11 protein-coding genes are annotated in these 11,466 nt (G+C 43.7%); 3 read left to right on the plus strand and 8 right to left on the minus strand.

Translation table 11 applies throughout. The features are described from left to right. The 5 genes from ACP45E_RS04960 to gap all read right to left on the minus strand — a co-directional run. On the minus strand, positions 1-266 hold a 266-nt coding region (locus ACP45E_RS04960; RefSeq protein WP_198927689.1), incomplete at its 3' end, for a BCCT family transporter. A 173-nt stretch (positions 267-439) separates the two neighbouring features. Continuing rightward, entirely contained in the window at positions 440-787 is a 348-nt protein-coding gene (locus ACP45E_RS04965; RefSeq protein ID WP_017034008.1) for a hypothetical protein, read from the minus strand. A 171-nt stretch (positions 788-958) separates the two neighbouring features. Continuing rightward, positions 959-1,777 (minus strand): 23S rRNA (guanine(745)-N(1))-methyltransferase, encoded by an 819-nt coding sequence (gene rlmA / locus ACP45E_RS04970; protein ID WP_017036935.1) that lies wholly within the window; start codon positions 1,775-1,777, stop codon positions 959-961. Between the two features lie 102 nt (positions 1,778-1,879). Continuing rightward, entirely contained in the window at positions 1,880-2,764 is an 885-nt protein-coding gene (locus tag ACP45E_RS04975) for a D-hexose-6-phosphate mutarotase (RefSeq protein WP_017034006.1), read from the minus strand. A 179-nt stretch (positions 2,765-2,943) separates the two neighbouring features. After that, on the minus strand, positions 2,944-3,939 hold the full coding sequence (gene gap / locus ACP45E_RS04980; protein ID WP_017034005.1) for a type I glyceraldehyde-3-phosphate dehydrogenase: 996 nt from the start codon (positions 3,937-3,939) through the stop codon (positions 2,944-2,946). Between the two features lie 333 nt (positions 3,940-4,272). Between gap and msrB the strand changes: the two genes are divergently transcribed. After that, entirely contained in the window at positions 4,273-4,695 is a 423-nt protein-coding gene (msrB, locus tag ACP45E_RS04985; protein ID WP_017034004.1) for a peptide-methionine (R)-S-oxide reductase MsrB, read from the plus strand. Positions 4,696-4,765: 70 nt separating this feature from the next. Here msrB and ACP45E_RS04990 read toward each other — a convergent pair whose 3' ends face one another. Continuing rightward, positions 4,766-5,587: a DUF2989 domain-containing protein gene (locus ACP45E_RS04990; protein ID WP_017036934.1), complete on the minus strand. Its 822-nt coding sequence runs from the start codon at positions 5,585-5,587 to the stop codon at positions 4,766-4,768. A 100-nt stretch (positions 5,588-5,687) separates the two neighbouring features. Here ACP45E_RS04990 and ACP45E_RS04995 point away from each other — a divergent pair, with 100 nt between their 5' ends. Next, a complete protein-coding gene (locus tag ACP45E_RS04995; RefSeq protein ID WP_017034002.1) occupies positions 5,688-5,972 on the plus strand; it encodes a YeaC family protein in 285 nt (94 codons plus the stop codon). A gap of 153 nt (positions 5,973-6,125) precedes the next feature. Here ACP45E_RS04995 and ansA read toward each other — a convergent pair whose 3' ends face one another. Together ansA and sppA are read right to left on the minus strand one after the other, a co-directional pair. Next, positions 6,126-7,139: an asparaginase gene (ansA, locus tag ACP45E_RS05000; RefSeq protein ID WP_017034001.1), complete on the minus strand. Its 1,014-nt coding sequence runs from the start codon at positions 7,137-7,139 to the stop codon at positions 6,126-6,128. Between the two features lie 289 nt (positions 7,140-7,428). Beyond that, on the minus strand, positions 7,429-9,294 hold the full coding sequence (gene sppA, locus ACP45E_RS05005) for a signal peptide peptidase SppA (protein ID WP_017036933.1): 1,866 nt from the start codon (positions 9,292-9,294) through the stop codon (positions 7,429-7,431). Between the two features lie 230 nt (positions 9,295-9,524). On the opposite strand from sppA, the gene ACP45E_RS05010 reads away from it, so the two are divergent. Beyond that, positions 9,525-11,466: NADPH-dependent 2,4-dienoyl-CoA reductase (locus ACP45E_RS05010; RefSeq protein WP_069584764.1), on the plus strand; the 1,942-nt coding region annotated here is incomplete at its 3' end.

Consider the following 11,466-nt stretch of genomic DNA (forward strand, 5'->3'; position numbering starts at 1 on the left):
ACCGCTCTTCCGATCTGCTTTTCGTCAGCGTCACCTAATTTGATTTGGCCCATATCGCTGAAGATAACGTAGACCATAAAAGCACACGCTGTTAAGCCAAGAGCGAGGTAAAGAAAACCGAGTTGATCGGTCATAAATGTCTTAGCGATCGCTATCCAATCCGCGCCTTGATCAGGAAACAGTATTAGCGGGAAGACTATCGAGAGTAGAAGTGCAATGGCACCAAAAAAAGTGGGCTTATCGATAAGCTCAAAAGCGTGTTTCACGAGTGTTGCTCCATAAAAATTGAGGCAAGGATTATGGAGGGAACTCGATTTTGAGGACAAATCAGGTCCTTTGTCGTGATGACAAATCTGATTCATCGTCGATCAATGACTAGAAGTTCGCTTGTAACGAATTGAACGATCTATCAATAAAAACGTTCTATTAAGGTAAAACGTTATAAAATAGCTAAGAGAATGCCGCCAATGGTTGCCGCAGCGGAAAGGTATTGCCCCGCTGAATAAGACCCATCGTCCTCTTCTTTAATTTTATCGGGGTGATCCATCCCCAAAGCACCGTGAGCAAAAGACTCGACTTTTGACGTGGTTGTCTTTTCAGACTCAGTGCCTTCTTTTTCGAGCTCCTTAAGCGCAGCGAGCAAAGCCTTGCCCTCTTCGGACAGCGTGACTTTATTTTGTTCGACTTTTAGTGGGGCAGGGCCCTTGTTTTCGGTTGCCTGGCTATTTTGAGGCTTGACCTGTTGGGCTTGGGTCAGCTTGGCTGGCTCCATTCCTACTGGTGTCATACATCTCTCCTTTACACGCCTACAATCAGTATATCGACCAAGGTATGAAAAACTTGTGTAAAATTATCCATAATTTGTATGACTATCAGTTAAGCAAAAATCAAGCCTATTTTTGCGTGTTTATTGACCTTTTACGTAATATCCGAATATTGAGTGAACTTTGCGATTTGGCTATCGTTTTTTATACACACGAAAAATGAAATCTGCTTCACACTGAAAAACATCAAGTTTGGCCAGTTCTGCTTTTAATTCTTCTGTGGCTTTCCATGCGAACGGTGTCATTTGCAGTAGTTGTAATCCATCACCTTTTGCAAGTTCCATGGTGTAATTCAGTTTCTGTTGATGCACTAAATCAAACCCTTCTAAATGCTCTTCTTCCTCGCTATGAAGGTGAACATCGGTATAGATCTTTTTCCTGAGCTGGTATAGGTGCCTCGCCGCTGGCGAAACCGTGATCACTTTTCCTGAATCGACTAAGCAACGCGACAATTCTTCGGCTTTGCAAGGTGCGTAAATTCTTAAAATAGCGTCTAGTGAATGGTCGGCAAAAGGCAGTCGATGACTGGATGCAACACTGAAATCGCATTGCGGATACTGTTTTGCCGCGTAGCGAATAGCCACTTTTGAAATATCTAAGCCGTAGATTTGCGCTTGCGGGCGTGTCTGTTTGAGTGATGTGGCAACTTGATCGGTGTAATAGCCCTCGCCACATCCAATATCAAGTAAGTGGGCTTGCTCTGACTCAACTTGCTCCTGACATAACGCCGCGACAGCTTGGCGCATTGGCTCATAATACCCAGCTTGCAGGAATGAACGACGAGCCTGCATCATTTCTTTATTGTCGCCAGGATCTTTAGAACGCTTATGGTGAGCAGGCATGAGGTTGACATAACCTTCTTTGGCTAAATCAAAACGATGGTTGTTGTCACAGGCGAAAGTACGCTGATCTTGATGAAGCGGACGGTGACAAAGGGGGCACTGGTAAGCCATAATGACCTCAAAAGAGTAGCAAGAACGGTAAGTCTAGCGGTTATGATTAAAAATAAAAAGAGCAGCGATTGCTGCTCTTTTTGATTACTCGCACTATTTCTACTACTTAATAGAAAGAATGGTAATAAGTTGGTGGTTTTCGTTTGGTTGTAAGGTTTTACCTGTATTGATGGTTGGTGCATGAAGCGTCGACTCAACACATAAAAAACGAAGATACCCATCGTTGGTCATATCGCCCATTCCTGCTGCGCCTTCTGCCCAAGGGTTCCAAAGTACTGCGCTGTTATGTCCTTCATTTTGAACCTGAATAGTACGTTGAAGTTTTAAGTCTTTTACTTCAATCGACGGTGAAGGTTTTGTATAAACACGATCAATGGTATCAGTGAGCACAAGGGGCTTTTCATCATGACAAACTTTGTCTTCTTGCAAGCTATCAATGTATTCGCTTCCAGCCCCTGTTGTACTTGCTTCATGGATATTGCCCAGGTTCAGGTAAGTATGAAGAGCACCTGAGAACATCCAAGCATGATCATCTGTGTTGGTGACATCAAGCGTGACTTTTAGCGTATCGGTAACCTCAATATTCAGTCGAGCATCAAATTGATGAGGCCAAATTGAAAGTGTCTGTTGGTTTGCTTTTAGTCCAAGGCTAATAATAACGCCATTCTCATTTTCTCGGTGTTCAATCAAAGACCACTCAGAGGTTCGAGCAAAACCATGAGCCGGTGCGGCGACTCGGCCAAACCATGGCCAACAGACAGGGATACCACCCCTTAGTGCAGCTTTGCCATCGAAAATGGCGTTGTCACTCATCCAAATAAGGTCTTCTTGACCGTTTGGTTGGAATGAAATGACATGCCCGCCGTGCAGTGCAATGCCTGCCGTTGCTTTATCGTGAATGACACGTAGCACTTTGATGCCTTCTATTTCAACAACAGTGATGTTATCGGAGAGCACGGTAAGAGTGGGTAGAGATAATAAATCCATTAATTTGTCCTCAATGAGAGAAAATGACAGTCTGATATCGAATCGTAGATAGGTTCTAGAACGAGATATGGGGCTGTAATTTATTCACAAAATACAGATAACAAAAAGGCGACTCAAGAGCCGCCTTCTTTTAAATCTTATTTTCACAAACAAGCTTTACTAGTTACTTACAAATCTAATTACTTAGAGATGTGTGCAATTAGGTCAAGAACTTTGTTTGAGTAACCGATTTCGTTGTCGTACCAAGATACAACTTTAACGAATGTGTCAGTTAGTGCAACACCAGCTTTAGCATCGAATACTGAAGTTTGAACTTCACCGATGAAATCTTGTGATACAACTTGGTCTTCAGTGTAACCTAGAACACCTTTAAGCTCGCCTTCAGATGCTTCTTTCATAGCAGCACAGATTGCTTCGTAAGAAGCTGGAGTCTTAAGGTTAACGGTTAGGTCAACTACAGAAACGTTAGCAGTTGGTACGCGGAAAGCCATACCAGTTAGTTTGCCGTTTAGTTCTGGAAGAACAACGCCTACTGCTTTAGCAGCACCAGTTGAAGATGGGATGATGTTTTGAGAAGCACCACGGCCACCGCGCCAGTCTTTAGCAGAAGGACCATCAACAGTTTTTTGAGTCGCTGTAGTAGCGTGAACTGTAGTCATAAGACCAGATTCGATACCGAACTTGTCGTTAAGAACTTTAGCAACAGGTGCTAGACAGTTAGTCGTACAAGAAGCGTTAGAAACAACATCTTCACCAGCGTAAGTGTTTTGGTTAACACCCATAACGATCATTGGAGTTGCGTCTTTAGAAGGACCAGTAAGAACAACTTTCTTAGCACCAGCAGTGATGTGCTTACGTGCAGTCTCGTCTGTTAGGAAAAGACCCGTTGCTTCAGCAACTACGTCTACATCGATAGCATCCCATTTAAGATCTTCAGGGTTGCGCTCAGCTGTTACACGTACAGTTTTACCGTTAACGATTAGGTTTCCGCCTTCAACTTCAACAGTACCGTTGAAACGGCCGTGAGTTGAGTCGTACTTAAGCATGTAAGCCATGTACTCTACGTCGATTAGATCGTTAATACCTACTACTTCGATATCGTTGCGCTCCTGCGCTGCACGAAATACGAAACGACCGATACGGCCAAAACCGTTAATACCTACTTTGATAGTCATTATGTTGCTCCACAACTTAATTTCTGAATAAAGATAACTGGTAGTAAAATTACAAAATCCAGTTTGCATCTGCAACCGATAATCGGGGTTTACTTGTTTAATGTCAAAAAAAACTGTCGCTTTTTTTCACATTTTGCCGCAAATGGTGTTTTTTTGTACTCAATACTGGAGAGTATGTAACTCAGCTATCGAAAAATGCTTTAAAATAACAAAGTGTTCTATTGCTTTGTAACGTCCTTGTTATTGCGAGAAAGTATGTGCTACAACAAGTGGTTTTCGCAAGTATTTAGAAATAAAAATTTGTACTAGATATGAGAGTGAGTGAGGTTTTTTATGGAAAAAGGCAATCCGGATTTTGTCAATAAGTCCGATGAGGACTGGCGTGAGCAGCTCTCTGATGTTGAATTTGAAGTCTGTAGACTCAGTGCTACAGAAGCGCCGTTTAGCGGTACGTTACTGCATAATAAAGAGACTGGAATGTACCAGTGTACGTGTTGTCAAGCTCCGTTATTTGACTCAGAGAGTAAATACGATTCAGGCTGCGGGTGGCCGAGCTTCGATGCACCAGTTAATGACGATGCCATTCGTTACATTGAAGACCTGAGTCACGGTATGAAGCGGGTAGAGATAAAATGTAACCAATGTGATAGCCATTTAGGTCATGTTTTTCCTGATGGCCCTGCGACAACGGGTGAGCGCTATTGTGTCAATTCCGTGTCGTTAATTTTCAACAAAAGTAATAAAAGCGGTGAATAGTCACCGCTTTCTGTTCCATAGTTACAATATTTTGAATGGCTGCCTGATGCAATGTAAGAGAATGACCAATTTATTCCAGGTCTTTGGGAATCATATTGCTATCAAAAGAGGCAGAGCGAATAGCATCCTCAACTGAATCGGCAATATCATCTAGCCTATTGTATTTTTCTTCGGTAAAACCATAAAGAAGTTGAAGCTCTTTATCTGAAGCAATATCAACATCGTAACTCTTAGCGACCATTGCCCATATGTAAGCGAGTTCTTTCTTGTCAACTCGATAATAGGTACTGGCAAGCGTCTTTAAGATTTCAGTATTCACCTTGTCTGTCTTGGTCAGTTCCAGTGCTCGGTTAAGCAGATCAATGGTCTTGGTCTGGTTTCGATTGGTGTAAAACGTAGCGAGAGCATATTGCATCTCAGCGGTTTGGAGTTTTTCAGAGCCTTCAAGCTGAAGAAACGCTCTTCTCGATGGTTCATCTCCGATTTGGCTCCACAAGAAGTAAAGTGCTTTTGGTGAGTCTGATTGTTTAAGTTGGCTAACAATACGTTCCAATTCTTCTCCAGAATACATCAAAGCATTAAAACGTTGCTGTTTTAATTCCGTTTGATCGATTGGCTGAATTTGCGCTGCCAGCTCTAAACAACGTCGATACAGACGCCCCAATTCATATTCTTGAATAATGTTTTCATCGGATGGGTTTTTAAACACTTCGAATCGGTGCCAGATAAGATCAGTTCGAGGGACTCGGCACTGCCCATCATTCATGTTTAGCAATTCACAACGAAGTTCTGGCGTGTCTTTACAGAGCCTATCGGTATTTTTGTTGATTTCGAAACAGCCGGTCAAAATGAGTGCTGTTAGGGTAATAGTGCATAGTTTAGATAATTTCATAAAGTCGCTTGTGATCAATTACACTTATTTTTCTATCTAGCCTTGACTCAACAGGATAGCGTTATATTTTTGTTACTGTTTCTTTAAGTAAGGGTAGAACATGGATGCTGAAAGTTTATTAGAGGCGATAACACCAGAAGTTTATCAGCGATTAACTTACGCTGTTGAAACTGGAAGGTGGCCAGAAGGTACGCGTCTTTCTCAATCTCAACGAGACTCATGTATGCAAGCCGTCATGCTTTACCAATCTAAGCATAATGTAGACGCGCCACATATGACAGTCGCAGCGGGAGGCGAGATCAGCTTTAAGTCAAAGTCTGAACTAAAAAAGCAGTTTAATAACAACGAAAGTGACATTTTGCGAGTAAATCCGAACAAACAGTGATAACTCTAAGTGATGACAGTAAGTAGATAAGTCTTCGACTTTACACCATGATAAGCCGTTCATAAAACACGTAAAAAAGAAGTAGAAAAAACAAAAGCTATCTTAGTGTCTGACTAAGGTAGCTTTTTTTGCTTTTGAGTAGTGATGTGTGAATTACAAACTCATTTCACCATGAAGCACTTTCTGCATTTGTTCTTTCACTTCTTCGTATGATAGCCCTTGGCTCAACAAATAATGTAACTTCGCTAAAGCGGCTTCTGGAGTCATATCGAAACCACTAATAACACCAGCATCTTGCAAGGCACATCCAGTCGCATACCCACCCATGTTTACTTTTCCTGCTAGGCATTGTGTCAAGTTGACCACAATAACACCTCGTTCAGAGGCTTCTTTTAAATGCGCTAACAATTCCGGGTTTTGTGGGGCGTTGCCAACACCGAAGGTCAGCAAAATCATTGCATTCACAGGTTGAAGCAATGTATTTCGGATTACTTCGTGTGAAATGCCCGGGTACATGGTGATGACCCCAATAGGTTGTGGGGTGATGTTATGAACCTTGAAGGTACCCTGTGGTTTTTGGTCAACAACAACGCCGTTACTGACTTTAATACTGATTCCAGCTTCAAGCAGTGGCGGCATGTTTGGCGAGGTAAACGCACTAAAACCATCGGCGTGAGATTTAGTACTGCGATTTCCACGCATTAACTGATTATTGAAGAAAAGGGTGACTTCATTGATCGGGTAGTTGGCAGCAATGTGCAGCGCGTTAAGAAGGTTGGCCTGACCGTCTGAGCGCAGTTCGGCTAAGGGAATTTGCGACCCTGTAACGATGACGGGTTTGCCTAGGTTCTCGAGCATAAACGATAAGGCTGATGCGGTGTACGCCATGGTATCTGTTCCATGCAGTATCACAAAACCATCGTATTTATCGTAATTATCACTGATGTCATTAGCGATTTGTTGCCAGTCCATCGGCGTCATGTCTGACGAGTCAATTAATGGCTCATACTCATGAATGGTGAACTCTGGCATCTCTGGGCGGTGAAATTCGGGCATTCCCGCTAATTGCTTTTCCATAAATCCAGCGACAGGAATGTAACCGTGATTAGACTTTTGCATACCAATGGTACCGCCAGTGTAGGCGATATAGATGTGTTTTCTTGTCATGATGAAAGTCGTACAGTGAATTGGGAACAGGGGGCGATTATAGACCCTTGCTCGAGGTAAATTCTATCTATTGACGCACATTTTATCGGTTACTGTTCTGAATTTATTTTTCACTGCTATTTAACGGGCGAGGGAGTGGGGTGTTGAGCAATGCAGTGAGTCGTGCGGATGAACGGTCTGAAAATAAAATAGGCTAACAATCCAATGATCATTAGCCTATGTATTTAAGCACTCTGCTATCTGGTTAGCTATCTGCTTATGCGTCTACCATCTAACTCGACAGAAACACTTATTGAACTTGGCAGGTTAAGCAAAAGGCGTATTGCCCCTTAGGATCATTAAAACTGTCCAGCAACGTCATGTCGGCAGCAACTTGGTTCATCAGCGGTTTCCATGTGTCTGGAATCCATGAAGCAGGAATCAAGGTAGAAGCGTCAATATTCAACTTCACGGACACCTGATTCATCATTTCTTGGAAGAACTGCTGTGCTGGAGATAAAGGCTCTTCGACCCAATAGACGTTGTAAGCCCCCAGTTCCGCCAACTCTGCTGCTAGTGATATGGCGTCATCGAAATCCCCCATTTTATCGACGAGTCCATGTGCCATTGCATCTTTACCTGTCCACACTCGCCCTTCTGCAATGGTTTCGAGTGCGTCTAGTGAAAGATTACGGTGAGTACTCACTAGCCCAACAAAACGTTTGTAGCCATGTTCAATACCGAGTTGAAATGCATCGGAAGCGCCTTCCGACATACCCGTTGTGACACCCACTCCGGAAAACGGAGAGGTACCGATACCATCACTGTAAACGCCAAGGCTATTTAGCCCTTTCTCAAAGGTCGTGATGACACTAAAAATACCAATGGAGCCGGTTAACGTGGTTGGTTGAGCGACGATTTTATCTGCGCTCATCGAAATCCAATAGCCGCCAGAGGCTGCAAGGCTAGACATGGACACAACCACGGGTTTGTTTGCTGCACGTAATGCATCGATTTCGTTACGAATAACCTCAGAAGCAAACGCACTGCCACCAGGGCTGTCTACTCGTAAAACAACCGCTTTGACCTTGTTATCATTGCGAGCTTGTCTTAGCAGGTTCGCTGTGGTGTCACCACCAACATTGTTACGTGACTGTTCGCCATCCATGATCGCGCCACTGGCAACCACAACCGCAATATCATTGGCTTCGATATTAAATTGGGGTGCCATTGTGCTGCGGTACTCGTAATACCCCATGGCTTTGTAACTGTCTTTGCCATTGCTGCCGAAGACATCCGCGAGCTGGGTGCGAATTTGTTGTCTGGTGGCAAGTTCATCGACCAGTCCTAACTGAAGAGAAAGCTCTGCAAGATTGCCATCGACAGATTTAAGCTGTGCAAGAAATTCATCCATCGATGGGTTCAGTGTTTTTGCATCAATCTGACGGTTGGTCGCAACGTCCTCGACGTAAGCACCCCACAGTTGAGTGAGCCAACGAGCGGCAGACTCTTTTGCCTCATCAGACATATCATCGCGGACAAAGGGTTCAATTGCCGATTTATAAGTACCTACACGGAAAACATGCGTATTAACATCAAGTTTTTCCAGCAAGGTTTTGTAGTAAAGAGAATAAGCGCTGTAACCTTTTAACAATACGGCGCCATCAGGGGACATATACACTTTGCTCGCATAACTTGCGAGGTAGTATTGGCTTTGATTGTATATCTCGCCAGTCGCATAAATCGGTTTTCCGGACGCTTTAAACTCATTGAGTGCTTTCGCGATGTATCTCAACTTGGTTAAATTGGTTTCAGGAAGATTACGCAGCGATAACACGATCCCTTGGATTTGGTCGTTCGTTTGAGCATGTCTGATGGTTTCAACAATATCAAATAGGACATTCTCTTTAGGGAGTTCCTGACCAAAGAGTGAGCCGGTTAACGAATCCATTGGATTGTTGTAGGTTCTTTGCTCGACAATCGGGCCAGAAAGATTGAGTACAAGCGCCGATTGCTCTTTTACCGTTGGTGTAGGTGCTTCGATACTCGTGAATAAAAAGTAGATAACGGCCAGGCTGAGGATAAAAATCAGGTTAGTTAATGCAAGACGAATAAAGGTGATGAGTTTCCATAATCCTTTAAAAATCATTCCAATAAATTTGAATAGTTTTTTCATCGAATCTTCACTGCAGTTGACCCAACAGCGTCCATGATGGTGTTTGTGTATGCAACTTCATATCCTACGTCATCTCAATTTTTCAAACAACAGTGTTATCACGCTGGCTAGCGGATAGAGGCGGTGACGAACCCGATGTTGATGGGTGTTGCAAAAATGTAAACAGTTGTTTGATTTATTGTCTAACTATCAATATTGTGGTCGGACCACGAATAATAATAGATGAAGTGATGTCAGCCATGTATTCAAATTTACTACAGCCTCTCGATCTTGGATTTACTCAACTGCGAAACCGCGTTCTTATGGGGTCAATGCACACTGGATTAGAAGAAGACAAAAAAGGCCTAGATAAACTGGCTGCTTTTTACGAAGAGCGAGCAAAAGGTGGTGTAGGACTTATTGTTACGGGTGGATTCTCTCCAAACTTACGTGGCCGGTTAACGCCTTTTAGTGCCGAATTCAGCAAACCCAAACATGCTCAATCTCATAAAGTTGTGACGGATGCCGTACACAAGCATGGCGGGAAAATCGCTCTGCAACTTTTGCATGCTGGGCGTTACGCGATGCATCCGTTCGCACAAAGTGCGTCTGGCATGAAAGCGCCGATCGCGAAATTTGCACCCAGTGAAATGAGTCCACGCCAGATCAAAAAAACCATCGATGCCTTTGCCAACAGTGCGGAACTCGCAAAATTGGCGGGTTACGATGGTATCGAAGTGATGGGTTCCGAAGGTTACCTTATTAACCAGTTCATCTGTAAGCGCACCAATATGCGATACGATGAGTGGGGAGGGAGCTATGAAAAACGTATGCGTTTTCCTCTTGAGATTGTTCGCTCTATCCGAAAATCAGTCGGTGATGACTTCATTATCATCTTTAGATTATCGATGTTGGATTTAGTTGAGCAAGGCAGCACGTTTGAGGATGTGGTGTTACTGGCTCAAAAGCTAGAAGAGGTGGGTGTAACCATTATTAATACAGGGATTGGTTGGCATGAAACAAGAATACCAACGATTGCCACACAAGTGCCTAGAGGCGCCTTTACTTGGGTCACTGAGAAAGTAAAACCGTACGTGAATATCCCCGTGGTGACTTGTAACCGAATTAACACGCCCGAAGAAGCAGAAAGAATCTTAAGCTCAGGTCAAGCGGATATGGTCTCGATGGCTAGACCATTTTTGGCCGATCCAGAGTTTGTATTGAAAGCGGAACAAAATAAAGCGCAGTTCATCAACACCTGTATTGGATGTAATCAAGCGTGTTTAGATAATGTCTTTAAAGGGAAGCGAGCCAGTTGTTTAGTGAACCCTCGAGCGTGTCATGAAACTGAAATTGTGGTGAAACCAGCAACAGCCAAAAAAAGAATTGCCGTCGTTGGTGCTGGGCCAGCAGGTCTTGCTTGCGCCACAACGCTTGCAGAGCGCGGGCACAGTGTGGATTTGATTGAGAAAAATGATCGTATTGGCGGGCAATTTAGACTGGCGATGCAAATTCCGGGGAAAGAGGAGTTCAGAGAAACCATTCGATACTTTGCAAATCGAATTGATTCAACCGGTGTGAATTTGCTCCTTGATACCACCGCAACATTTGAAGACTTAGCGGAGTATGATGAAGTCGTGATGGCGTCCGGCGTTGAACCTAGAAAGGTCAACATTTCGGGCATCGATAACGCGGATAAGGTTATCGATTACCAAACGCTCATTCGCGAAAAATCCCCAGTTGGCAACAAGGTCGCGATTGTTGGGGCAGGGGGGATTGGAATTGATATTGCGACCATGATTACAGAGCCAGAAGATAATAGCCTTGAAGATTGGTTGCATGATTGGGGAATCGATAAAGAGATTGCCCATCCAGGCGGTTTGTTCCCATATCCCGCTTCTTTTAGTGATAAAACGGTTTGGGTGTTGCAGCGACGTCAGGGCCGAGTAGGCAAAGGGCCAGGAAAGACGACAGGTTGGATTCACAAAAGAACGCTTGAGAAACGTGGCGTCAACTTGCTTGGTGGTGTTCAGTATCAAAAAATCGATGATGATGGATTGCATATCGCCCTAAAAGGGGAGTCCAAAATATTGGATGCCGATAAGATTGTCATTTGTGCCGGGCAAGAATCGGTTCGCCCATTCGAAGACCGCTGGGCTGAAATGGAAGGAAAACTGCATGTTATTGGCGGCG

This window comes from Vibrio genomosp. F10 str. 9ZD137 (genome assembly GCF_049974785.1).
GTDB lineage: Bacteria > Pseudomonadota > Gammaproteobacteria > Enterobacterales > Vibrionaceae > Vibrio.

Coding starts and splice junctions, on each gene's coding strand:
- ACP45E_RS04995 (WP_017034002.1), top strand. CDS start 5,688: ATGGATGCTGAAAGTTTATTAGAGGCGATAACACCAGAAGTTTATCAG.
- ACP45E_RS04975 (WP_017034006.1), bottom strand. CDS start 2,764: ATGGATTTATTATCTCTACCCACTCTTACCGTGCTCTCCGATAACATC.
- gap (WP_017034005.1), bottom strand. CDS start 3,939: ATGACTATCAAAGTAGGTATTAACGGTTTTGGCCGTATCGGTCGTTTC.
- msrB (WP_017034004.1), top strand. CDS start 4,273: ATGGAAAAAGGCAATCCGGATTTTGTCAATAAGTCCGATGAGGACTGG.
- ACP45E_RS04965 (WP_017034008.1), bottom strand. CDS start 787: ATGACACCAGTAGGAATGGAGCCAGCCAAGCTGACCCAAGCCCAACAG.
- ACP45E_RS04990 (WP_017036934.1), bottom strand. CDS start 5,587: ATGAAATTATCTAAACTATGCACTATTACCCTAACAGCACTCATTTTG.
- sppA (WP_017036933.1), bottom strand. CDS start 9,294: ATGAAAAAACTATTCAAATTTATTGGAATGATTTTTAAAGGATTATGG.
- ansA (WP_017034001.1), bottom strand. CDS start 7,139: ATGACAAGAAAACACATCTATATCGCCTACACTGGCGGTACCATTGGT.
- rlmA (WP_017036935.1), bottom strand. CDS start 1,777: ATGGCTTACCAGTGCCCCCTTTGTCACCGTCCGCTTCATCAAGATCAG.